Genomic DNA, 23130 nt, shown 5'->3' with positions numbered 1-23130 from the left:
CATGAAGACATTTATCATTGCCGAAGCGGGAGTGAACCACAATGGTTCGCTCGATATGGCAATACAGCTAATCGACGCCGCCGCGTCGGCCGGCGCCGACGCAGTCAAGTTCCAGACCTTCCGCGCCGCGCAACTGGCCTCGAAGGTGGCTCCCAAGGCGCACTATCAGACACGCACCACATCCAGCGCGGAAAGCCAGTTCGACATGCTTAAGAAGCTCGAACTTGACGAAGCCGCACACCTGAAACTGATTGCCCACGCCAAGACCCGCGGCATCGAGTTCCTCTCGACGCCGTTCGACAGCACCACCCTTGATCTCCTGACCGGTCGCTTAGGCCTGACCACCATTAAGGTTTCGTCCGGCGATATCACCAACGCGCCCTTCCTTCTGGAAATCGCCCGCGCCTCGCAACGCGTCATCCTCTCGACGGGTATGTGCGCCTTGTCCGAGGTCGAAGCCGCGTTGGGCGTGCTGGCGTTCGGCTTCGTCGCGGCAGCCGATGCCCCGCCCGGACCGGCGGCTTTCGACGCGGCATACGCCTCCGACGCCGGCCAAGCCGCCCTGAAGGCACGCGTCGCGGTCCTGCATTGCACCACCGAATATCCCGCGCCCATTGCCGAAGTGAATCTGCGCGCCGTCGAAACACTCACGGCTGCATTCGGCCTGGAGACCGGCTATTCCGACCACACCGTCGGCATCCACATCCCGATCGCCGCCGTGGCGCGTGGGTCGACCATCATAGAAAAACACTTCACACTCAATCGCGAGTTACCGGGCCCCGACCACAAGGCGTCGCTAGAACCGACTGAGCTGACCGCGATGGTTTCGGCCATCCGGGATATCGAAGTCTGTCTGGGCGACGGCATCAAGCGTCCTACGGCTTCCGAATCCCGCAATAAGATCGTTGCACGCAAGAGCTTGGTACTGGCCCGGGACGTGGCAGTTGGAGAACCGCTGGCGCTGGCCTGCAAGCGCCCCGGCAACGGGGTGTCGCCGTATCTCTACTGGCAGTTGTCCGGTACTCCTGCTAACCGCCAATATGCCGCGGACGAAATCCTGGATGCGTGAGTTGCCCATCATCATTGTTGGCGCAGGTGGACACGGCCGCGTGGTCGCGGACGCGCTGCAGGCTGCGGGACGACCGGTGCTCGGCTTCACCGATAACGATCCTGCCGCCTGGGGCACGACGCGCTGCGGAGCTCCGGTTCTAGGCAATGATGACGTGCTGAAAAGGCATGAACCGCAATCCGTGCTGCTGGCAAACGGCCTGGGCACGACCCGCGTCTCGACGCTGCGGCGCGACGTATTCCTGAAATTCAAGGCGCAAGGCTATCGCTTCGCCACTATCGTGCACCCCAGCGCCACCGTCTCCGAACACGCCTCGATCGGTGAAGGCTGCCAGGTCATGGCACGCGCGGTGGTCCAGGTGGGCGCGACCGTCGCCGCCAATACGATTATCAATACGGGCACGATTGTCGAGCATGACTGCACGATCGGCGTACATAGCCACCTGGCGACCGGCGCGACTCTCTCGGGCGGCGTTACAGTCGGCGAAAACTGCCATATCGGCGCTGGTGCCACCATCATTCAAGGTGTGTCCCTGGGCGATCATTGCCTGGTCGCCGCGGGCGCCGTGGTTGTGCGCGATGCCGCTACGCGGTCCCGGCTAGCTGGCGTGCCCGCAAGACCAATGGAAAAGACATGAAAAACTGGAAGACCCTGCTGGTGCAACCCAGCACCCCGATCCGCGAAGCAATGTTAAAGATCGACGCGGCTGGCGCCCAACTTGCCATTGTCGTGGACGACGACGGCAAGTTGCTGGGCACCCTTTCGGACGGCGACATCCGCCGCGGTTTTCTCAAGGGTCTGTCCCTGCCCGACACGGTCGACAAGTGCATGAACCGCACACCCCACGCTGTCAGCGCAGCTGACAGCCGGGACGTCAGCGTGGCGCTCATGCGCCGACTGAAGCTGCACCAGATGCCCATCGTCGACAACGCCCAACGTGTTGTCGGCCTGGAGGTGCTGGACGACTATCTGCTGCCTGCCTGCCGCGAGAACTGGGTGGTATTGATGGCCGGCGGCCTGGGAACGCGATTGGGCGAACTGACCAAATCCACCCCCAAGCCGATGCTGAAGGTGGGCGATAAGCCGTTACTGGAAACCATCGTCCGCAACTTTCTGGACCAGGGCTTCAAGAACTTCTATTTCGCGGTAAATTACATGGCCGAAGTCATTGAAGACCACTTCGGCGATGGCGAGAAGTTCGGTGCGCAGATTCGCTACCTGCGCGAGAACAAGCGCCTGGGTACCGCCGGCGCGCTCAGCCTGATCCCCGAGATGCCCACCGAACCGCTGATCGTGGCCAACGGTGACCTGTTGGCCGATATCGATTATTCGCACATGCTCGATATGCATGTGGACACCGAAGCGGTAGCGACCATGGGCGTCAGCGAATATGAATTCCAGATTCCCTATGGCGTAGTGCACGAGCAGGGTGGTGATATTTCGCATATCGAGGAAAAGCCGGCCCACAAGTCGCTGATCAGCGCTGGCATCTACGTCCTGTCGCCGGCCGCACTCGAATTGGTGCCGAAAGACCAGTTCTTCGACATGCCCACGCTGTTCGAACAAATGATCGACCACAAGATGCGGTCGCGCGTATATCAAGTCCATGGTTATTGGCTTGATATCGGGCGGCTGCCTGACTACCAAAAGGCGAACTCGGATATCAGCCGGGTTTTTCAGTAACACCGAGCTTTATTTTCCCGACTAGACATCGGAAGCACTTTTCCCCCTGGATATTGAATCATGGCAAACCAACACACTCTCATCGTTGCGGAAATGGCCTGGGCTCACGACGGCTCGATCGATAAGGCCATCGGCATCATGAAGGCCGCCAAGGACGCGGGCGCGGACGCTATCGGCATCCACATCACCGACCTGCCCACGTACATGGTTCCGCACTATGGCAGCGGCGAGGGCCGTGTGTCGGCTGGCAAGGAACACATGCAGGTCTACAAGTACCTGCAGGACATCAATCCGTCGAACGACGATTGGGTCCGCTTCGCCAAGGAAGCGCGCGCCGCGGGCATCGCGCTGTGCGTCATGGCGAATGACCAGGCCAGCCTGGCATTCTGTGAAGCTCAACTGCAGCCCGAGTATTACGTGCTGACGGCCGCCGCCTTTGTGGAAGAGGAGTTCATCCACGCGCTGGCCAAGACCGGTCGCCCTACGCTGTTCCGCGCCGGTGGCGCCACCATTGGCGAAGTCGAAAACGCGCTCAACATCTTCAAGGCCAATGGCGGCGGCGAAGTGACAGTGCTGCACGGCTTCCAGAACTATCCGACCAAGCTCGAGGACACCAACGTCCAGCAAATGCAGACGATGGGCAAGCTGTTCGGCGTGAAGGTCGGTCTGGCCGACCACATCGACGGCGCAGACCCCATCGCCAAGGCCATCCCCATGCTGGCGTTGGCGCTGGGCGCAAGCTGCCTGGAAAAGCACATCACCTGGGATCGTGCGGAAAAGGGCGAGGATTTCGAGGCTGCCCTGAACCCGAGTGATTTCAAGGAATTCGTCGCCTACGTGCGCGCCGGTGAAATCGCCCTGGGCCAGGAAAACTGGACGGCCCTGTCGCCTGCCGCCGAGCGCTACCGCTCGGTATCGCGCAAGCGCATGGTAGCAGCGCGTCCGATCGCCTCGGGCACGGTGCTGACCCGCGCCGACATCACCTTCAAGCGCGGCGACGTCGGCATGAGCCCGGCCCAATTAAATGCCGTCATCGGCCGCACTACCAAGTCTAGCCTGGTCGAGAATGACGGCATCGCGCTGGAGGATTTGGTGTGAAGATCGGCTGCCTACTTTCCGTACGGGAAAAGGCTACCCGCCTGCCCAAGAAGGTCTTGCTGGACGTGGCTGGCAAGCCGCTGACGGCGCGCCTGCTGGAGCGGTTGGCGATGGCCAAGGGAATTGACGCCGTCATCCTGTCAACGTCGACACACAAAGACGATGCCGTGCTGGCGGACTTGGCCAAGAAGGAAGGCTTTGCGGCCTTCCGTGGCAGCGAAGAAGACAAGCTCGACCGCTACTACCAGACCGCCAAGCAATACGGTCTGGACGCGGTGGTGGTGGTGGATGGTGACGATCCTTTCTGCTTCCCCGAGGCCATCACGATGGTCGCCGAAGCGCTGCGTCAGGGCGACGCAGACTGCGTCTACCTGTCCGGCCTGCCGCTAGGCGCCGCTTCGACTGGCCTGACCACCACCGCGCTGGCACGCGTGCTGGAACTCAAAGATGAACTGGACACGGAAGTCTGGGGCGGCTATTTCATCGGCTCGGGCAAGTTCCGCGCCAAGGAAATAGCCGTCAAGGACGCCGCGCTGAATCATCCCGGCATCCGACTGACGCTCGACTACGAGGAAGACTATGCGCTGGTGTGCGAAGTCGTCAAAGCCTTCGACAACCGCACGGACTTCTCCAGCTTCGAGTTGATGGACCTACTGGTCAACCGCAGGCCCGACCTCGCCACTCTCAACGCCAGTGCCCAAGTGAAGTACGAGAACCACCTGCAAAAGGCAGCTCCCGTAAAGTTCAAGTAATCGCGAGATAGATCAATGAAGCTTCTAGTTGTAGGTCTTGGATCCATGGGCAAGCGCCGGGTGCGCAACTTGCTCGCCAATGGCATTTCGCCCAGCGACATCGTTGGCGTAGACAAGCGCGAGGATCGCGCTGAAGAGGCGCGCACCAAATACGGCATCACGGCCCACACGACGCTGCGGGATGAAGACGTCGACGCCGCCAATGCCTTCGTGATCTCGACGCCGCCTGACCACCATCTGCCCTATGCGCAGAAGGCTGCCGCGCAGGGCAAGCACATGTTCATCGAAGCCAGCGTGCTGGCCGAGGGCCTGGAAGAGCTGGCGCAGGAAGTCGACAGCAAGAAGCTGGTCGCATTTCCATCGTGCACCATGCGCTTTTTCGCCGGCCCGCGTCGCGTACGTGAGTTGGTACAGTCCGACGCCATCGGCAAGGTGCTCGCCTGGCAGTACCAGAGCGGCCAGTATCTGCCTGATTGGCACCCTTGGGAGCCAATCACCGACTTCTACGTCTCGAACCCGGAAACTGGCGGTTGCCGCGAAATCGTCCCGTTCGAGATGGTCTGGCTGGAACCCCTGTTCGGCGCCGTGACCGACATCGACGGGCGCCACGCCAAGCGTTCGGACATGCCAGCCGCCATTGACGACATCTACATGCTGCAGACTCGGCATGAGTCCGGCGCGCTGGGCCAGTTGATCGTCGATGTGCTCAGCCGCTCGGCGGTACGCCACCTGCGCATCACTGGCTCAGAAGGCACGCTGGAGTGGGACGACAGCGCTAAGCGCATCCGCGTCTACAGCGCCGCCACTGGCCAATGGACGGAAGAATCGGTGGGACTGGGCACCGTGGAATCGAAGTACATCAATCCCGAAGAACCGTACATTGAGGAAATCCGTACCTATCTGTCTTGTATCCAGTCCAAGACAGCACCGACGTACACCCTCCGGGACGACATCAAGATTCTGGATTTGCTGTATCGCGCCGAGGAATCGGCAAAGACAGGCCGGCGAGTCGCCGCCTAGGCTCCAGCGAGGAAAACGCCATGCAATTCGAAAAGAGCAAAGCTTATGGGAAGATCGCGAACCAGCTGATTCCCGGCGGCGGTCATACCTACAGCAAGGGCGACGACCAGTTCCCTGAACTGTCGCCCGGCTTCATCACGCGCGGCAAGGGATCTCAAGCGTGGGACCTGGATGGCAACCAGTTCCTCGACTGGGGCATGGGCCTACGCTCGGTCTGCCTGGGCCACGCTTACGAGCCGGTGCTCGACAGTGTGCGCAAGCAACTCGAGAACGGAGTCAATTTTACGCGGCCCGCGCCGCTTGAAGCCGAACTCGCCCAGCTGCTGGTGGATTTGGTTCCTTGCGCCGAGATGGTCAAGTTCGCCAAGAACGGCTCCGACGTCACCACCGCCGCAGTCCGCCTGGCGCGCGCCTTCACCGGCCGCGACATGATCATTCGCTGCCTCGACCACCCGTTCTTCAGCGTGGATGACTGGTTCATCGGCGATACCGCCATGGACGCCGGCATCCCCCAGAGTTCGAAGGATCTGACGCGCCATTTCCCGTTCAATGACGCCAAGGCTTTGGAGCGCTTGCTTGAAGAGAACAATGGCAAGGTCGCGTGCATCATTCTGGAGGCAGCAGCCACGTCCGCGCCGGTGCCGGGTTTCTTGGAGCGCGTGCGCGAGCTGGCTACCCAGCATGGCGCAGTGCTGGTGTTCGACGAAATCATCAGCGGCTTCCGCTGGAATGTGCGTGGCGCCCAGCATTTCTATGGCGTGACGCCCGACCTTGCCACCTTCGGCAAGGCCATGGCCAACGGCTTCTCGCTGTCGGCCTTGGTGGGACGGCGCGACATCATGGAACGCGGCGGCCTGGATCACCCACATCCCCGCGTATTCCTGTTGTCGACCACCAACGGTGCGGAAACGCATTCGCTGGCCGCATCATTGACCACCATCAAGCTGCTGCGTGACACGTCGATCATCGAAGAGAACTGGAATGTCGGCAAACAGCTGACTGCTGGCTTCAACCGTTCGGCCCAGCAATATGGCATTGGCGAACGCGCCAAGATGGCCGGAGTGGAAATCAGCCCCTGGTACGCGTTCTACGATGCGTCAGGTAAGGTGGACATGGCCCTGCGTACGCTGTTCCTGCAGGAGACCATCCGTCAGGGTGTGCTGATCCCTTACATCGCCATCTCGGCCTCGCATCGCCAGGCAGAAGTGGACCGCACGCTGGAAGCGATGGATGCAGCATTGAAGGTCGTCGCCAACGCCATCGACAAAGGCAGCGTCGAAGGCCTGCTGACCGGCCCCGTAGTCAAGCCGGTCTTCCGCAAGTACAACTAGTACCGCAAGCCATCGAACGGCATCCCTACGTGCCCGCCAACTCCAAATAGGGGTTGGCGAACACGAACCGCCGGCCCAAGACCGCGAATCCGCGCCCACAAGGCGCCCGGGCCGTCGTCCGACGCATCCGTATTGACACCCCGGCAGTGGCCCAGCTCGGACCCTGCCGTCTTTTCCTTTGCCAGATCGAACTTTCGACATGACTACCGCCACTGAACTGTTCAAATTGAACGACAAGATCGCCGTGATTACCGGCGGCGTCGGCTTCTCGGCCGTGGCTATTGCCGCGCCATGGCCGAACTGGGTGCTACGGTCATCATCGCCGACCGCAGCCAGGAAGACTGCGACAAGCTGGCAACGACGCTTGCCGCCGAAACTGGCTCGCGGGTCGTCGGCATGGCCGTGGACCTGAGCTCAGAAGCCTCGATCAAGGATTGGGCCAAGCGTATCCTGGATACTTTTGGCCATGTCGACGTGCTGATGAATAATGCGGCGGCCAAGGCCGAAGGCTTCTTCGCACCTCTGGAGTCCTATTCGCTGGAGACCTGGAACGCGGTAATGGCGGTGAACGTCAATGCACTGTTCCTGACAGTTCGCGAACTGGGACCGTCGATGGCCGCACGGGGTTCGGGCAGCATTATCAATGTCTCTTCCATCTATGGGCTCGTCGGCCCCGACCAGCGCATCTACGAAGGTTCTTGGTATGCCGACCTGGGCGGCGCCATCAATACCCCGATGATCTACTCGGCCACCAAGGGCGCCATCGTCTCGATGACGAAATACCTGGCGACATACTGGGGACCAAAGGGCGTACGTGTGAACTGCATCACTCCCGGCGGCGTGTCGTCGGGCCAGAACGAGGAATTCGACACGCGCTATTCCGCCCGTGTCCCGATGGGCCGTATGGCACAGGCTAACGAAATGATCGGTGCCGTCATGTACCTGGCCGCCGACGCCTCCAGTTACGTCAACGGACAGAACCTAGTCGTCGACGGTGGCTGGACGGCCTGGTAGACGCAGCTCTGCTTAGCCTGCTTCCACTATGAGCATCAACAGGATTTACAGCAATGATCAATAAGCAATGGCGCGCGCTGAGTCCCCAGCCCGCACCTGACAGTTTCGTACTCAAGGTAACGCCGCAAGGTATCGTCGAGCGCAAGCCCGCATGGAAGGAACGCCTTCACCAACTCGGCATCGATCTGCAACGGATCCGCTTCATCGTGGGTTCCGAAGCTCGCACCCGTATCTTCGACAAGGCGTTGGGCCAGGCTTGGTTGCTGCTCGAGCCCATTGTCATGGCCGTGCTTTACTTCTTCATCACCACGGTTATCTTCACGTACAGCGGAGAACAGCGTCAGTTCCTTTTTATCCTGACTTCAGTGGTGTTCTGGCGGTGGTTCTCGCGCACCATTGACGGCGCGCCGCTCAGTATCATCGGCTATGGCGCGGTGCTCAAGCAGACACGCTTCCCGGTCATCATGGTGGTGCTGGGCTTTATGGCCACCGAGACATTCTTCTTCCTGATGTCCTTCATCGTGCTGGCGGTGTTCCTCGGATGGCATGGAGCATTCCCGACTACTGCGTATATCTACCTGCCATTGGTGGTCGCGGCGCAATTCTCGCTAATGCTCTTCCTGACGGTCGTATTCGCCGTGATTGGCACCTTCATCAAGGACCTGAGCGGTGTGCTGTACGCCGTGACCGGCATCTGGTGGTACCTGTCTCCCGGTATCTATCCGGTATCCAAGATTCCCGAGCAGTATCTCTGGATCTACATGCTCAATCCGTTCGCCCACATCCTGCCCGCCTATCGCGACATCTTAATAGACGGTATTGCGCCGGCCACCGGCCCACTGTGGTTGATCCTCGGCGTGTCCTCGGTGCTCTGTGTGCTGGCAATCCGCGTTTTTAACTGGGCGCGCTACTATTTCTTCGCGTTCCTGTAAGGCGCTAGGCGAATCATGAGTCTCGAATCGAAAATTCTTCCTGCGTCGCTGCACGCCATCTTGGAAACGGCGGACAACGGCTTTTTCACAACCGCCGCACAAGCCTGCGCGAATGTGGCGCACGGCGAGGCGCTGCCCGCCGACCTGTTCCGCGCGCTTGGCGATTTCGACACTTCGCCTGCCCTGCTGGACGCCTATCTGGAGGCGCAAGCTACACAGACTGGCGCCAGCCGCATCTTCAGAACTTGGGCGATGTCTCGCGGGCAGGAATGGCTGGAGCATTTCACCCAGGAAGGTAACGGCACGGCGCGGCCAGGGCCGGGGGTCGAACTCGTCACGCTCGGCGCACAGAGGATTTCGCTCGAGTATTCGAACCTGCCGGCCGGCGGCAGCTATGCTGTTCACTTCCTGGCCAGCTTCCCGAGCAACATCGGCGACAATTTCTACCTCGCGCTGGAAGGTGCCAATGGGAGCGAGAGCATCCGCTTCAGTAACTCCAACGTCTCCCTCATCCACGATGGCGTGGTGTTTGCCTGCAATGCGCGGGTACTAAAGCTGTACTCCCTGGTAGTTAACGACACCTCGGCGCGTCTGTACGTCAATGGCGTGCTCGAAAAGAGCAAGCAACGCGCGGGACACCGCGATTTCGACCGCTTGGCCATACGGCTGCTGGGCGACCCGGGTCCCGATCTGGGTGGCTATATCCATGGCATCGAGATCCAGCATACGCCCTCCGCGGTCCTGCAGCCGTTCGGCGAAGACCGACCCCTGTTCGCCACCCGCGCCGTCGAACTGATTGACAGTGGCGATACCAGCAAGGTGTATCACCTGCTCAAAGGTGTGGATGAGAAGTGGCTGTCCGGCATCGAAGACAAGATCCTGGCGCTGCTCGAAACGCAGCTGACCAAGCACGGCGTACAGGAATGGATTTATGACACGCTGCTGAACTGGGTGTCGCCCGACCGGGCGGCGCAATGGACCAAGGAACACGAAGGCTCGCTGCCCACGCCCATTCTTTCCGTCAATCACCTCACGGCACAGTTCATGCTGACGCCGAACAAGCGCTTTGCACTGAGTTCGCTGATCAAGCGATCGGGAAGGGAGCGGTTCCTGGTGCTTGATGACGTCAATTTCGACGTCTTTCCCGGCGACATCGTCGGTATCGTTGGTGCCAACGGCGCCGGCAAAAGTACCCTGCTGAAAGCGGTGGCAGGCCTGCTGCCTATCCACAAAGGCGAGATCATCCTGCGTGCCCACCACCTGCTGTTGAGCGCAGGACTGGGTGCGCGCAACGAACTCACCGGCCGCGAGAACATCTATCTGGCCGGCACCTTCATGGGCTTGTCCAAGGCGCAGTTGGACAAGCTGTTCGATGAAATCTGGGAATTCTCCGAGCTGGGTCCTGCCATCGACAAGCCCTTCAAGTACTACTCGGACGGCATGAAGGGGCGTCTGGTGTTCTCCCTGGCGACCAGCGTGTCGCCAGACTTGCTGATGCTGGATGAATTGCTCAGCGCGGGCGACATCAAGTTTCAGAAAAAGGCCGCCGACCGCATGAGTCAGTTGATCGACCGCGCCAAGGCCGTGATCATCGTCACCCACAGCATGCCGTTCGTTGCCCAGCGCTGCAACAAGGCGGTGCTGATCTCGGGTGGCAAGATGAAGGCTTACGGGGACCCCCAGGAAGTCATCTCGCATTACCTCAATGTGTTGCACATGGGCGATGCCAGCCCCGGTACGGATTTCAATCCCCTGGACATGGCCATCCAGCAACAAATGCAGACCAGCGGGTTTGCAGACACGGCGCGCCACTAATGAACGCACCGACGGTCCAGCCAGAATCGCCCCTGTCCCCTGGCAGCGGCCCCAAGCCATTGGTTTTTGTACAGGGCGTACTTTCCGCCACGCAGATCCGCGAAGCCTGCGAGGGTTTCGTAAACGCGCCAATCTGCGTCGAGGCAAGGTCGATGGGGGGGTTTCATGGCGATCCCGACGTCCGGCACATCTCCGAGTTCGGTCCGACCGATCCCGCCGATTCAGCACGGGCTAAGGCGCGCGACTGGGTAGCAGAGTTGTCCGCAACGGTGTTGAAGACCACCGGCAAGCCGATATATCAATCTTTCACGTACCAAGGCATCAGCGCATGGTGGTTCCTGGAGATCGCCTTCCAGGAACCAGCCTACCTTGCCATACGCCGCCAGGAAGCATTGCGCAAGGCCGCAGCCGCCCACGGCGACCAAGGCTGGGTGTCCCTGGGTGGCAGCCTGTACAGCCGGCTACCGGTCATGGCGGCGCCCATCAAGGGCCTGAATAAATCCGAACGCGCCCGCCTACGTTTCGACATCAAGACGGCCCGCTCGATCGCGAATCGGCAGTCGTTGAAGGATTTCCGAGACTGGATGCAGCGCACGGCGCGTGACCTCTACCGTGGCCTCTGGTTGGCGCAGCAACGGCGCGCCGATGTACTCAGCGTCATAGAGCTCGAAAACCTGCGGCGCCATGTGGATATAGGTGACGACGGCGTTACCGCGGTGCTGCCGTATGCAGAAGACGTCATCGAACAGACTCACGAGGCTCTGGGTGACCGCTATTCAGTGCATGCTAAGCGGGATGTCGACGTACCGACCGAGGGCTGGGACTTCCTACGCTCAGCGCTGCCTCCGCTCACTCTCAAGTCGCTGCCGCCCCCCTTCCTGCGGGCGCTGCACGAAGTATTCGAGATCAGCCGGCCTGTAATCGGCGGCTATCTGACGCTGCCCGTGCTGGTGGAAATTCTGACCGTGCGCCTGGCGGAGTTCGACGCCTATCTGCGCGTGCTGCGCAAGATAAAGCCGAAGGCCTTGTTCATGTATAACTGGGAAGGTGTGTTCCGCCCCTTGACCACCGCCGCCTTGCTCTCAGGATGCCGCGTCGTGGGCGTGCAGCAGGCGCTTGGGCCCTACCTGCATGCGCTGGATCACAAGCGCTTCGGCTACTACAGCGTCACCAACCCCCTAGGCTTCGCCACCCCGCACAAGATTGCACTGTGGGGTGACATGCATAAGGAACAGTTCCTGGATTTCGGCTACCGCGAAGACCAATTGGTCGTAACCGGGTACGCTCGCGTCGACAAGCACGCACGACTGCGCGCGCACAGCGAGGAAAGCCGTAACGCGAGGCTCAAGCGACTCAAGCTCCCAACCGATTGCCGCTATCTGATGTTCACCGGCCAGTCGAAGGTGCTCGATACCTTGCTGCTACGCGATGACCACTTCATCGACACGATCTCGACCCTGTGCCGCCTCGGCCAGGAATTTAACTTCCGCATCATTATGAAGCCCTGGACCAGCGATGATATGCCGCTGATCGAGAAAATTGCCACACTGAACCGCGACCGCATCTGGATCGCACCCCAGGATGTAGTGTTGGGCAATGCCGACCTGTTGGCGGTGACCGACTGGATTGTCGGTACCTTCTCGTCGATCCTTGGCGAGGCCACGGTAGCCGGCAATGCGTGCGTGCTTCTGAATTACCCCGAGTCCCGCTATTACTTCGACCTTCCCCATGTCGAGAACTATCGCGGCATGATGCCCTTTGTCGACCAGCCACAGGATTTAGAGGCCGCCCTTCGGCCTTTGCTCGAGCACGAGGCGGTGCGGCGTGAGTCGGTCGAGGCGGCGCGCAATCTCGCGCAGCGTATTTTCGGCCCCTGCGACGGACAAGCGGCATCGCGGATCACCGCACTCATCCTGCAGGAAGCGGGCGTCCGCCAGGGTACGGCCAGCGCGGATCTATAGTCCGCAAGATCTGACGCATGATGACCACCCCTTCTATTACCTTCGTCCTCGGTCCTGCGCCGTGGCGAGACGCCCGCGACGGCTTCGCTGACACGTCGTGCTTCTACACGGATTCCATCGAGACAGAGGCGGCGCTGGCCCAGGCCGGCGTGACGTCCCGGTATCTATATCGCGATTGCGACGTCATCTTTGACAGCGCAGCCACCGCCGCGCTGTCGTGGCTGGCCACACTGCCTGAGCGTGCACGCGCCAGCGCCAGCGGATTCACCACGCTGTTTGACGCAGACACGCCATCCCTCTGGAACCTGTGCCACGACTCGCTGTTTGAAATTCGCGGCGGCATTTTCGAGTCAATTCTGCACCTGTTCCTGGTGCGGCAGATAAGCCGGAATCATCCCGGCGCCACGATCAATATTCTCGCGCCACAGGGGCATGCGATCGCCGCCGCACTCGCGCAGCTACCCGGCGTCCGGCTCAATCCGGTCTGGACCTCGCACGAGGCTGCGCCGCAACCATTGCGGCCACCCGGCAAGTTGGCAGGGATCTGGCGCCGCTTGGACACCCTAGTCATCGCCAAAGGCCTGATGACATTGCGCCGAATAATCGAAGGCCGCCGCCCGAACAAAAGACGGCTAGCGCTATTCTGCTCGCTTGGTGACATGACCAAGACGTTCATTGGCAAGGACGGAAAGCAGTTCATCAGCGATGTCTATTACGATCATATCGAAGCGGAGATCCGTGCCGAGTTTCCCGACTACGTAAAGACGGGCCTGCACCCGGCGCGCGCTGGCGGCGGTGCGCTGGCTCAGCAGTTGCATGCCTGGCGCGCCATCCTGACAGGCCAATACCGTCCCTGGTATACGTACGCCCGCTTCGCCGACATGCGAGCCATCTGGCGAGCCCGGCGCGACTTCCAGGCCCGCTTTGCCACCTGGGACACCGAGCCCGCGTTCCAGGCGTTGTTCTCGACCGACGGCATGGAGTTCTATCCCCTGGTACGCGCAGCGCTGGCCGAACTGATGCCGTCATTGCTGGCCGCGGGTGCGCTGCATTCCGCGATCGCACAGCGCTTCGTTGCGCGCGAGCGCATCGGCCGCGTCCTCGCCGTGGAATCCTTTTCCAACCTGGGCCGTTCGCTGGCGTTGGCGGTACACCAGGCCGGCGGAGAGCTCTGGGGCGTACAAGGCGGCATCATTACCCCGCAACGCGTCACCAATGCCGGCTTTTACCTGCCCGCCCTGGAATCCGATACACGCTTGATCCCGGATCGCTTCTTTGTGTGGGGCCCCGGGTACCGCGATACGCTGTTGCGCTACGCGCTGCCCGCACAACGCTTGGACATCATGGGATTTAACCGGTCGGCCGACCTGCCGCAGACGGACAGAGCCTCCCCCCCGCGCATTCTGTATTTGACCGGCGCCAATGCGCTGGTCTGTCCGTACCTGATGACCGTGGAGGAGGAAGCCTTCACACTTCGCGCCCTCGCCCGACATCTACCACGGGGGGCTGATCTGGTGGTGCGAACCCACCCGCGCCATGTTCCCGAAGACTACGAGCGCATGCTCGAGGGCTTACCGAACGTCCGCGTGGTTTCGGGCACGCAAACGGAACTGGCTACTGAGCTGGCCCAGGCCGCCGTGATTGTGGGCAAGGCCAGCACCGTACTTCTGGAAGCGGCTAACGCCAACCGGCCTGTCCTGCTCATCAATCTGGCGGGCACCCCAGAGTTCACTGGTTTCTCGATCGCCACGCCGCCATTGCCTTACGTGACCCGCCCCGATCAGATAGAGCGAGCATTACAGGCCCTGCTAGACGCCCCCCCTGATCAATTTCACTCCGCAAGCCGTGAGTTTTCGAATCAATGGTGCGCCGGCGACGGCCCATCTGCGGCACGTTATCTTGTGCAGCAAATGAAAGCGCGGCCGCTATGAAACCGCTTCCCCATATCCTCTTTGCCTGTAGCAGTGCGCTGCACGTCAAACTGTTCACGCCGACCTTGCGCACCTTGCTGGAACAGGGAAAATTGCAGCCGGTCATGGTGTCGCTGGACAGTTTCTATCGCGGCATTCACGGAAACGTCGCCTCGGCCGTCGCGGCCCAGCGTCTGGATCTGCCGATGGAGCCGATCTCCACCATTCGTGCCGACGATGGGTCGCGTCTGGTCCGCACGATGAAGCGCGCTTTGGCCGCGCGACGTGATGGTATGCGAGATTTCAGGCAGATGCTGGTTCGCAACCAAGCAAGACTCCTGGTGCTGGGCAACGATACAGGCCATCTCGAACGCGCCGCGATCGCCGCAGCGCAATCCTTGCGCATTCCGACTCTACTCGTCCAGGACGGTTTCGTCTCCGACCAATTCTCGCTCGATTGGCGAGGCCGCCTGCATTTGCTACGCACCAAGGCATGGCTAGCTCTGGGTGGAGCACAACTGGGCCGTGTTCCGTATGGCATGGGTGGATGCGACCATATCGCCGCACATGGCGAAAGATGGGCCAAAATTCTGTCCGACAGGCAGCCGAGTCCGGGCACCACGGTACATATCACCGGTCATCCCAGCCTGGATATCTCCCATACCGAACCAGGCGTGTTCGACACACGCGACGTGCTGTATTTCTGCACCAACTTCCTAAGTGGGATGGGAGATGCTCATGCCCATGAGAGGCAGATTGAGGAACTCCTGCAGCTACGCGGTGTGCTCGACCGGCGCTTGCCCAAGGGAGCCATCCTGCACATCAAATTGCACCCCGCCGATGACGTGGCAGCCTACAAAAGGCTGCAAGATGTACCTGGGCTGCAATTACATGTCGACATCGAGTTAAGCGCGCTGGTCGAACGTGTGTGGCTTTGCGTCACCAATATTTCGTCCGCCGCCGTGGAGAACATCGCACGTGGGCGTATCTGCCTGATGTCGGGAATTTCGGTACGTTCGCCATATGACCAGCGTCTGTTCTCCTCGCTGCCCGGCACCAAATTCACCACTTGGGAAGAATTCGATACGCTTCTGGACACACTGGCAAACCCAGCCCAGTACCATGCGATGTTAGATACCGAACGACAGGAGATCCGGATGTATTTCGACTTTCGTCCGGACGCCCTGGCGCCCGCACGCCTTGCCGAGCTGATCGACTTGCTCGCCGCTGGCACGGCGTCGCCAGCAGCCCCGGGATCTTCTCGGCCATGAACACCTTCGCTCTTGCCGGGGCCGCCACCGGAATGCCCGGGGCGCCGCGCTGCTCCGTCGTAATCGTCGCCTTCAACTGCTGGGACCTGCTGCACCCTTGTCTGGAAGCCCTGATGACACAGACTATGCCGCCCATGCGCATCGTTGTCGTCGACAATGGCAACGAATCTCCCGACGACGTCGCGCGACTGGCGCATCACACCAATCTGGTCTACGTCAAAGCGGCTGGCAACCTGGGTTTTGCCGCTGGCAATAACCTGGGATTCGCCCACGTGGGCGATTGCGAATGGATTGCACTGCTGAATCCGGACACCGTGCCGCATCCTGAGTGGTTGGCGCGGCTGGCGCAGGCTACCCTCGACTATCCGCAGTTTGCCTTTTTTGGCTCACGCCTGCTGCGAGCAGATAATCCGGCCTTGCTCGATGGCAATGGCGATTGCTATCACGTCAGCGGCTATGCGTGGCGTAGCGGTATCAATCAGCCGGCCACCGCCTATTCCACGGATAACGGTGAGATATTTGCACCCTGCGCGGCGGCCGCACTATACCGGCGAGATATTATTCTTGCCGCCGGCGGGTTTGACGAAGATTTTTTTTGCTATATGGAAGATGTTGACCTCGGTTTCAGGCTGCGCCTAGCGGGCCATCGCTGCCTGGGCGTACCCGGTTCGACCGTATTGCATGCTGGCTCGGCCGTGACCGGAAAACAAAGCGAGTTCTATATTTATCATGGACAGCGCAATCTGGTCTGGACGTTTGCCAAGAATATGCCGGGGTACCTGTTCTGGCTCTTCCTGCCACTGCATATCGCGCTCAACATGCTTGGAATCGCGCGGTATGTCCGGCGTGGCAACTTTCGGGGTGTCATGCGCGCCAAATGGGATGCCATTCGCGGCTTACCAAAAATCTGGCGCAAGCGCCGGGTCCTGCAGCGCAACCGCTCGATCGCGCCCTGGCAACTGCTCCGCGTACTGAATAAGAAACCGTATAAAGACTAGCGCGCAGACAGCGCGCACTACAAATGAAAAGCCCTACTTCGATCATCATCGTGAACTACAACGCCGGCCCAGGATTGGCGGCCTGTGTCTTGTCAGCTATCGATGACGTGCAGGAAATCATCGTGGTCGACAACGCATCCGCGGATGACAGTCTGGCCATCCTCGAACAACGCTGCGCCGGTCGCGACAATCTAGTCATCCTACGCAACCCCGACAACCAGGGCTTCGCCAAAGCGTGCAATCGCGGAGCCCACTCAGCCAAGTGCAAGTATCTGCTTTTCCTGAATCCGGATTGCGAACTGCAGCCTGGCGCGCTCGCGCGCCTGCAGGCAGTGTGCGAAGCCAATCCCCGGGCGGGCATGGTCGGCGGCCTGCTGCTCAATCCGGACGGCACCGAGCAGGCCGGTGGCCGGCGGGCCGTGCCCACACCGTGGCGCTCCTTCGTGCGGGCATTTGGCCTGGCGCGACTTGCCAAGCGCTGGCCGAAACTCTTCACCGATTTCCACCTGCACAAGCAGCCATTGCCACCCGCCCCGATCGAAGTCGAGGCCATCTCAGGTGCGTGCATGTTCACCCGTCGTGAAGCACTCGACGAAGTCGGCCTACTGGACGAGGAGTACTTCATGCACTGCGAAGATCTGGACTGGTGCATGCGGTTCTGGCGGGCGCACTGGAAGATTCTATTCGTGCCGGACGCGAAGGTACTGCACTATAAGGGAGTCTGCAGCCGGTCACGACCCGTGTTCGTGGAATGGCACAAGCACCGCGGCATGATGCGGTTCTACCGTAAATTCTTCGGTCACCAGTATCCAGGCGCCCTGATGTGGCTCGTCACCGCCGGGGTCTGGCTACGTTTCTCGCTGGTCTCGCTGTACCACACGCTGTGCCGATGGTTCGGTATCCATGGACGCAAGAATGGCTGATGGCCGCCGCGTCGCCGTTCTGGGCGGATCGAGCCTGGTCGGGCAAGCCGTGCTACCGCTACTGGCGGCGTCCGGATGGCATGCGTGTGCGTATTCCCGCCGTCCACGCCCGTCGAGCCTGGACGTGACAGGCATTTCGTGGCGCCTGATGCCACCCGTGCTCGCCTCGGACGAAGCGCCGATTCATTGGTGGCTGTGCCTGGCGCCCATCTGGACACTACCTCAGTATTTCGCGGCGCTGGAAGCCTGTGGCGCGCGCCGGGTCGTGGCGTTGTCCTCGACCAGCCGATTCACCAAGATCGATTCCAGCGACGACGAGGAAAACGCTGTAGCACAGCGGCTCACGCAAGCGGAAGAACAAGTGCGGCAATGGGCTGAACGCCGCAATATCGAATGGGTGATCTTGCGACCAACGCTGATCTACGGATTCGGCCAAGACAAAAACGTCTCCGAGATTGCCCGCCTCATACAGCGCACTACGCTGTTTCCCCTCTTGGGACACGCTCAGGGGCTGCGCCAACCCGTCCACGCTCTGGATATTGCCAGCGCCTGCGTCGCGGCATTGACCGCGCCTGCGGCCGCCGATCAAGCCTACAACCTGTCCGGTGGCGAGACCTTGCCCTACCGCCAGATGGTGGCACGAATCTTCGAGGCCCTGGGCCGACCGGTACGAATGATCGCCATCCCGCTGTTCATGTTTCGAATCGCGGTAGGCCTTGCGCGCGTGCTACCTCGCTTCCGGAAATGGTCGCCCGCCATGGCGGAACGGATGAACCGCGATATGGTGTTCGACCATACCGCCGCCCGCCAGGACCTTGGTTTCCGCCCTCGCCCCTTCCATCTTTCACCAAACGACATCCCGGCATGAATCCAGGCCTTATCCTCCTGAGCGCCGCGCTGCTGCTCTCCGGTCTCGTCACCGTGCTGACGCTGCGTTTCGCAGCCCGGCTGGGCCTGATCCAGGCACCCAATCAGCGCTCGTCGCACGAGGTGCCCACACCAGGCGGCGGCGGCGCGGGTATGGCGGTGGCCGGTGTCGTCTCCGGATTGTGGGTCGCGACGCAAAGCGCGCAGCCGCAAGCGTGGTTAGCGCTCGCTGGCGCCGGCGGCATCCTGGCCCTGGTCGGCTTCCGCGATGATGTCGCGCCTGTTTCAGCACGTGTGCGCTTCTTGGTACAGATTGGGGTATGCGCCACGCTCCTGATCGTGTTGCCCCCGTTGCCACCATTGGTCCTGCCGGGCGGTTGGTCACTGAGTGGCGCTATGCTGCTGGCCCCGCTGCTGTTTATCGGTATCTGGTGGGTCAACCTGTTCAACTTCATGGACGGCGTGGATGGCCTGGCCAGTGTCCAGGCGCTGTTCATGGCAGTGGGGGGTGCCGTACTGACCGCAGTCGTCGCGCCTGCCGTTCCCGACAGCCATCCCATCTGGCTCTGGAATTTGGCGTTAGTGGGTGCGATCGCCGGTTTTCTGCCATTCAATTGGCCGCCGGCAAAGATATTCATGGGTGACGTGGGCAGCACATTCCTGGCCTTCTCTTTGTTCGCACTTGCCCTGCTGTCGGCCTCGGCAGGCTGGCTACCGCTGACGACGTGGTTGATTCTTGCCGCCGTATTCGTATCGGATGCCACGTCGACGCTATTGCGCCGGATGATGGCAGGCGAGCGATGGTTGCAGGCCCATCGCAGCCATGCCTATCAGCACCTTGCACGCCGTTGGCATGGGCCGCGCAAGCGTGGCCACCGCCGAGTCACCTGCCTTGTGCTGGCCGTGAATGTATTGTGGTTGGCACCCCTGGCAGCGGCCAGCGTCGCCTGGCCTAAATGGCAGTGGGCGTTCGCGGTGCTTGCCTATTTGCCGCTGCTGGCTGCGGCCGTGCGCCTCGGCGCCGGACGTCCAGAGACCGCGGACAGTCAGTCGAACACCTGAGCTTCGGCCAAGCCCACCCCGGCCTGATCCTTGGCCGAAAGAACCGGCACACCCTCGAATGGCCAGTCGATGCCAATCGACGGGTCATCCCACTTGAGGCTGCGCTCGTGCTCCGGTGCGTAATAGTCCGTGGTCTTGTACAGAAAACTGGCGTAATCCGATAACACCACAAAACCGTGCGCAAAGCCTTCCGGCACCCATAGCTGCTGCCGGTTTTCCTGGGACAGGACCGCGCCGACCCATTTCCCGAACGTAGGCGACGACTTACGCAGGTCGACGGCCACGTCAAACACTTCGCCTTCCACCACCCGTACCAGCTTGCCTTGCGTGCACTGGATTTGATAGTGCAGCCCGCGCAACACGTGGCGGGCCGACCGCGAATGGTTATCCTGCACGAACTCGACCCTACGACCCACCGCCGCCTCAAACGCAGCCTGGTTGAAACTTTCGTAGAAATAGCCGCGCGCGTCGCCAAACACCCTGGGTTCGATCAACAGCACGTCACGAATGGCAAGCGGAGTGGTCTTCATCAAAACACCGATTCGTTCAGAATACGCAACAGGTACTGACCATAACCATTCTTGGCCAAAGGCTGCGCCAGCGCTTCGAGCTGCGGCCCGTCGATCCACTTCTTGCGGTAGGCAACTTCTTCGGGACAGGCGACTTTCAAGCCCTGGCGATTCTCCAGCGTAGCGATAAACTGGCTCGCGTCCAGCAGGGAATCATGCGTACCCGTATCCAGCCAGGCGTAGCCGCGGCCCATGATCTCGACGTTGAGTTGATTCTGTTCCAGATACAAACGGTTCAGATCCGTGATCTCGAGTTCGCCCCGCGCCGATGGACGAATACGCTTGGCCAGCTCGACCACCTGGCGATCATAAAAATACAGGCCCGTGACCGCGTAGTTCGATTTCGGCTGCGCCGGTTTTTCCTCGATAGACAGCACCTTTCCTGCTTGATTGAACTCGGCCACGCCATAGCGCTCCGGATCCAGCACATGGTAGGCAAACACGCTGGCGCCCTGCTCACGCCGCATTGCGCTGCCCAGTAGCTGTGGAAAGTCGTGGCCATAGAAGATGTTGTCGCCCAGCACCAACGCGCACAAGTCGTCGCCGATGAACGACTCGCCGATCAGGAATGCCTGCGCCAGGCCATCGGGAGACGGCTGCACCGCATACTGGAGGTCCAACCCCCAGCGCTCTCCGGTGCCCAGCAACTGCTGAAACCTGGGAATATCCTGTGGCGTGGAAATAACCAGGATTTCCCTGATGCCAGCCAGCATCAGCGTGGTCAGGGGATAGTAGATCATCGGTTTGTCGTAGACCGGCAGCAACTGCTTGCTAAGCGCCAACGTCGCTGGATGCAGTCGGGTACCTGAACCGCCCGCCAGGATGATGCCCTTGCGCTTCATGATCGTTTTTCCTGTTTGGTGAGTTGATCCACGACGCGGTCGACGTGAATCGTCCAATGGGGCAATTGCAGCCCCAGCGCCTCGGACAAGAGGCCGCAGTCCATCAGGGAATTCCGCGGCCGGACGGCGGGCAGTGGATAATCCTCCGTGCTGATGGCCGTGATGCCGCGCTCGTCGACCTTCAACACCGCGCCGTTGTGGCGAGCGCGGGCCACGACGTGCCGGGCCAGGCCGCACCAGGAAGTCATGCCGGATGCGGTCAGATGGTACACGCCGGCTGACAGCGCGCCACGTTGGTGGGCGGCGATCGCCAGCGCGGTCGTGTCCGCCACCAGCTCGGCGGCCGTCGGGGCGCCGAACTGGTCATCCACAATGCGCAGGGCATCACGGCTGCCAGCGAGCCGCAGCACCGTCTTCACGAAATTCGCCCCGGTGGCTGACACCACCCAGCTGATGCGAAAGACCAGCGCCCGACAGCCGCTCTGAGCGATAGCCCGTTCGCCTGCCAGTTTCGAACGCCCATACGCGTTCAAGGGAGCGGGCGTGTCGGTCTCGCGATATGGCCGATCCAGCGTTCCATCGAACACATAGTCCGTGGAGTAGTGCACCAGCAGAATGCCAGCCTGCCTGGCGTAGGCCGCCAACGCCGCGACGGCGACAGCATTGACCGCGTCGGCGGCATCCGGCTGGCTTTCGGCTTGGTCCACCGCCGTATAGGCAGCCGCGTTGACAATCAGGTCGGGCGCACAGGCGGCCAGCATCGACGGCAAGGTGTCGGGGCTGGCCAGGTCGGCGTCTTCCCGCCCCCAGGCCGTCACCTCCGCCAGCGGCAATAACGTCCGCCGCAATTCCTGCCCCACTTGGCCATTGGCACCGATCAGCAGAATCTTCATACGTCGTACTGTACCTTCATCCAGTTGCGGTACGCACCGCTGGTCACGTCCGCCACCCACTGCGGATTATCCAGATACCACCGCACTGTCTTACGGATTCCGGACGCGAAGGTCTCGGCCGGCTTCCATCCCAGCTCTCGTTCCAGCTTACGCGCGTCAATGGCGTAACGTCGGTCGTGGCCAGGGCGATCCTTGACGAAGGTGATCTGCGCCTCGTACGGCTGGCCGTCAGTACGCGGCTTGAACTCGTCGAGCAGGCGGCAGATGGTCTTGACGACGTCAAGGTTGGACATTTCGTTCCAGCCGCCCACGTTATAGGTTTCCCCTGTCCGGCCGCCCGCCAGCACGGCGCGGATAGCGCTGCAATGATCCTTGACGTACAGCCAGTCGCGAATCTGTTGACCGTCGCCGTAGATCGGCAGCGGCCGATCGCCCAGCGCGTTGTGGATCACCAGCGGAATCAGCTTCTCGGGGAAATGATAGGGGCCATAGTTGTTCGAGCAATTCGTCGTCAGTACCGGTAGCCCGTAGGTATGGTGGTAAGCGCGTACCAGGTGATCACTTGCCGCCTTGCTGGCCGAATACGGACTGTTGGGTTCGTACCGGTGCGTCTCGCTGAAGGCTGCGTCTCCGGGTGCGAGCGAGCCATACACCTCGTCGGTGGAGATGTGCAGGAAGCGAAAGGCCGCACGTTCCGGAGGCGGTAGCGCGGCCCAGTAGTTCCGCACCACTTCTAGCAGATTGAAGGTGCCGACGATGTTGGTCTGAATGAACTCACCCGGCCCGAGAATGGATCGATCAACATGTGATTCCGCAGCGAAATTGACCACTGCCCTCGGACGATGCTGTGCAAGCAGGGACTCAACCAACTTGGTGTCGCCGATGTCGCCCACCACCAGCTCATGCCGCGGATCGCCATGCAACGACGCCAGATTGGCGGGATTGCCCGCATAGGTCAGCTTATCCAGCGTGACCACCGGTTCGCCAGAATCGCCCAACCAATCGAGCACGAAATTCGAGCCAATGAAACCGGCCCCACCGCTAACAAGAATGCTCATGGAAATGCGCGCCAGAGTAGATTGCCGCCACCCCTCGGGTATGGCCAGCGGAACTCGGTATT

At 61.1% G+C, this 23130-nt stretch carries 21 protein-coding genes; 17 read left to right on the top strand and 4 right to left on the bottom strand.

Annotated elements, in window-relative coordinates; genetic code table 11:
• Nucleotide 1: 1 nt before the first annotated feature.
• From neuB to CVS48_RS06995, 17 genes are all read left to right on the top strand, one after another.
• On the top strand, nt 2–1069 hold the full coding sequence (neuB, locus tag CVS48_RS07075) for an N-acetylneuraminate synthase (protein ID WP_100853829.1): 1068 nt from the start codon (nt 2–4) through the stop codon (nt 1067–1069).
• Entirely contained in the window at nt 1062–1706 is a 645-nt protein-coding gene (locus tag CVS48_RS07070; RefSeq protein ID WP_100853828.1) for an acetyltransferase, read from the top strand. Before neuB ends, CVS48_RS07070 begins: the two co-directional genes overlap by 8 nt.
• Entirely contained in the window at nt 1703–2752 is a 1050-nt protein-coding gene (locus CVS48_RS07065) for a nucleotidyltransferase family protein (RefSeq protein ID WP_100853827.1), read from the top strand. Before CVS48_RS07070 ends, CVS48_RS07065 begins: the two co-directional genes overlap by 4 nt.
• A gap of 60 nt (nt 2753–2812) precedes the next feature.
• A complete protein-coding gene (locus tag CVS48_RS07060) occupies nt 2813–3850 on the top strand; it encodes an N-acetylneuraminate synthase family protein (RefSeq protein WP_100853826.1) in 1038 nt (345 codons plus the stop codon).
• On the top strand, nt 3847–4602 hold the full coding sequence (locus CVS48_RS07055; RefSeq protein WP_100853825.1) for a cytidylyltransferase domain-containing protein: 756 nt from the start codon (nt 3847–3849) through the stop codon (nt 4600–4602). The genes CVS48_RS07060 and CVS48_RS07055 overlap by 4 nt, the downstream gene beginning before the upstream one ends.
• Nucleotides 4603–4617: 15 nt before the next feature.
• Entirely contained in the window at nt 4618–5622 is a 1005-nt protein-coding gene (locus tag CVS48_RS07050) for a Gfo/Idh/MocA family protein (RefSeq protein WP_100853824.1), read from the top strand.
• 20 nt (nt 5623–5642) lie between these two features.
• A complete protein-coding gene (locus tag CVS48_RS07045; RefSeq protein ID WP_100853823.1) occupies nt 5643–6953 on the top strand; it encodes a glutamate-1-semialdehyde 2,1-aminomutase in 1311 nt (436 codons plus the stop codon).
• A 225-nt stretch (nt 6954–7178) separates the two neighbouring features.
• A complete protein-coding gene (locus CVS48_RS07040; RefSeq protein WP_279629473.1) occupies nt 7179–7967 on the top strand; it encodes an SDR family oxidoreductase in 789 nt (262 codons plus the stop codon).
• Nucleotides 7968–8020: 53 nt separating this feature from the next.
• Complete coding sequence (locus CVS48_RS07035; protein WP_100853822.1) at nt 8021–8899, top strand: ABC transporter permease; 879 nt, start codon at nt 8021–8023, stop codon at nt 8897–8899.
• Between the two features lie 15 nt (nt 8900–8914).
• Nucleotides 8915–10714 carry an ABC transporter ATP-binding protein gene (locus tag CVS48_RS07030; protein WP_100853821.1) on the top strand — a complete coding sequence of 600 codons (1800 nt, stop codon included), beginning with the start codon at nt 8915–8917 and terminating at the stop codon, nt 10712–10714.
• Entirely contained in the window at nt 10714–12675 is a 1962-nt protein-coding gene (locus CVS48_RS07025) for a hypothetical protein (protein ID WP_126376227.1), read from the top strand. Before CVS48_RS07030 ends, CVS48_RS07025 begins: the two co-directional genes overlap by 1 nt.
• A 17-nt stretch (nt 12676–12692) precedes the next feature.
• Entirely contained in the window at nt 12693–14606 is a 1914-nt protein-coding gene (locus tag CVS48_RS07020; protein ID WP_100853819.1) for a hypothetical protein, read from the top strand.
• The gene (locus CVS48_RS07015) at nt 14603–15856 is read left to right on the top strand and encodes a glycosyltransferase family protein (protein WP_100853818.1); all 1254 of its coding nucleotides are present in this window, start codon (nt 14603–14605) and stop codon (nt 15854–15856) included. Before CVS48_RS07020 ends, CVS48_RS07015 begins: the two co-directional genes overlap by 4 nt.
• Nucleotides 15853–16854, top strand: coding sequence for a glycosyltransferase family 2 protein (locus CVS48_RS07010; RefSeq protein WP_197723162.1), 1002 nt, complete (start codon nt 15853–15855; stop codon nt 16852–16854). The genes CVS48_RS07015 and CVS48_RS07010 overlap by 4 nt, the downstream gene beginning before the upstream one ends.
• A gap of 23 nt (nt 16855–16877) precedes the next feature.
• Nucleotides 16878–17777, top strand: a complete 900-nt coding sequence (locus CVS48_RS07005) for a glycosyltransferase family 2 protein (RefSeq protein ID WP_100853817.1) — start codon at nt 16878–16880, stop codon at nt 17775–17777.
• A complete protein-coding gene (locus tag CVS48_RS07000) occupies nt 17758–18645 on the top strand; it encodes an NAD-dependent epimerase/dehydratase family protein (protein WP_208636255.1) in 888 nt (295 codons plus the stop codon). The genes CVS48_RS07005 and CVS48_RS07000 overlap by 20 nt, the downstream gene beginning before the upstream one ends.
• The gene (locus CVS48_RS06995; RefSeq protein WP_100853815.1) at nt 18642–19706 is read left to right on the top strand and encodes an MraY family glycosyltransferase; all 1065 of its coding nucleotides are present in this window, start codon (nt 18642–18644) and stop codon (nt 19704–19706) included. The genes CVS48_RS07000 and CVS48_RS06995 overlap by 4 nt, the downstream gene beginning before the upstream one ends.
• Here the strand turns inward: CVS48_RS06995 and rfbC are convergent.
• The 4 genes from rfbC to rfbB are packed head-to-tail and all read right to left on the bottom strand — an operon-like array spanning nt 19691 to nt 23068.
• Nucleotides 19691–20236, bottom strand: a complete 546-nt coding sequence (gene rfbC, locus CVS48_RS06990) for a dTDP-4-dehydrorhamnose 3,5-epimerase (protein ID WP_100853814.1) — start codon at nt 20234–20236, stop codon at nt 19691–19693. The genes CVS48_RS06995 and rfbC overlap by 16 nt on opposite strands.
• Entirely contained in the window at nt 20236–21117 is an 882-nt protein-coding gene (gene rfbA, locus CVS48_RS06985) for a glucose-1-phosphate thymidylyltransferase RfbA (protein ID WP_100853813.1), read from the bottom strand. The genes rfbC and rfbA overlap by 1 nt, the downstream gene beginning before the upstream one ends.
• Entirely contained in the window at nt 21114–22010 is an 897-nt protein-coding gene (gene rfbD, locus CVS48_RS06980) for a dTDP-4-dehydrorhamnose reductase (RefSeq protein ID WP_100853812.1), read from the bottom strand. Before rfbD ends, rfbA begins: the two co-directional genes overlap by 4 nt.
• Nucleotides 22007–23068 carry a dTDP-glucose 4,6-dehydratase gene (rfbB, locus tag CVS48_RS06975; RefSeq protein WP_100853811.1) on the bottom strand — a complete coding sequence of 354 codons (1062 nt, stop codon included), beginning with the start codon at nt 23066–23068 and terminating at the stop codon, nt 22007–22009. The genes rfbD and rfbB overlap by 4 nt, the downstream gene beginning before the upstream one ends.
• Between the last annotated feature and the right edge of the window lie 62 nt (nt 23069–23130).

This window comes from Achromobacter spanius, assembly GCF_002812705.1.
GTDB lineage: Bacteria > Pseudomonadota > Gammaproteobacteria > Burkholderiales > Burkholderiaceae_B > Achromobacter > Achromobacter spanius.
Note: the sequence above shows the minus strand (reverse complement) of the source record. Positions and strands in the feature narration are given on the sequence as shown.

Bases quoted from the DNA above. Each gene is read 5' to 3' on its own strand.
- neuB (WP_100853829.1), top strand. From the start codon at position 2: ATGAAGACATTTATCATTGCCGAAGCGGGAGTGAACCACAATGGTTCG.
- CVS48_RS07070 (WP_100853828.1), top strand. From the start codon at position 1,062: ATGCGTGAGTTGCCCATCATCATTGTTGGCGCAGGTGGACACGGCCGC.
- CVS48_RS07065 (WP_100853827.1), top strand. From the start codon at position 1,703: ATGAAAAACTGGAAGACCCTGCTGGTGCAACCCAGCACCCCGATCCGC.
- CVS48_RS07060 (WP_100853826.1), top strand. From the start codon at position 2,813: ATGGCAAACCAACACACTCTCATCGTTGCGGAAATGGCCTGGGCTCAC.
- CVS48_RS07050 (WP_100853824.1), top strand. From the start codon at position 4,618: ATGAAGCTTCTAGTTGTAGGTCTTGGATCCATGGGCAAGCGCCGGGTG.
- CVS48_RS07045 (WP_100853823.1), top strand. From the start codon at position 5,643: ATGCAATTCGAAAAGAGCAAAGCTTATGGGAAGATCGCGAACCAGCTG.
- CVS48_RS07035 (WP_100853822.1), top strand. From the start codon at position 8,021: ATGATCAATAAGCAATGGCGCGCGCTGAGTCCCCAGCCCGCACCTGAC.
- CVS48_RS07030 (WP_100853821.1), top strand. From the start codon at position 8,915: ATGAGTCTCGAATCGAAAATTCTTCCTGCGTCGCTGCACGCCATCTTG.
- CVS48_RS07025 (WP_126376227.1), top strand. From the start codon at position 10,714: ATGAACGCACCGACGGTCCAGCCAGAATCGCCCCTGTCCCCTGGCAGC.
- CVS48_RS07020 (WP_100853819.1), top strand. From the start codon at position 12,693: ATGATGACCACCCCTTCTATTACCTTCGTCCTCGGTCCTGCGCCGTGG.
- CVS48_RS07015 (WP_100853818.1), top strand. From the start codon at position 14,603: ATGAAACCGCTTCCCCATATCCTCTTTGCCTGTAGCAGTGCGCTGCAC.
- CVS48_RS07010 (WP_197723162.1), top strand. From the start codon at position 15,853: ATGAACACCTTCGCTCTTGCCGGGGCCGCCACCGGAATGCCCGGGGCG.
- CVS48_RS07005 (WP_100853817.1), top strand. From the start codon at position 16,878: ATGAAAAGCCCTACTTCGATCATCATCGTGAACTACAACGCCGGCCCA.
- CVS48_RS07000 (WP_208636255.1), top strand. From the start codon at position 17,758: ATGGACGCAAGAATGGCTGATGGCCGCCGCGTCGCCGTTCTGGGCGGA.
- CVS48_RS06995 (WP_100853815.1), top strand. From the start codon at position 18,642: ATGAATCCAGGCCTTATCCTCCTGAGCGCCGCGCTGCTGCTCTCCGGT.
- rfbC (WP_100853814.1), bottom strand. From the start codon at position 20,236: ATGAAGACCACTCCGCTTGCCATTCGTGACGTGCTGTTGATCGAACCC.
- rfbA (WP_100853813.1), bottom strand. From the start codon at position 21,117: ATGAAGCGCAAGGGCATCATCCTGGCGGGCGGTTCAGGTACCCGACTG.
- rfbD (WP_100853812.1), bottom strand. From the start codon at position 22,010: ATGAAGATTCTGCTGATCGGTGCCAATGGCCAAGTGGGGCAGGAATTG.
- rfbB (WP_100853811.1), bottom strand. From the start codon at position 23,068: ATGAGCATTCTTGTTAGCGGTGGGGCCGGTTTCATTGGCTCGAATTTC.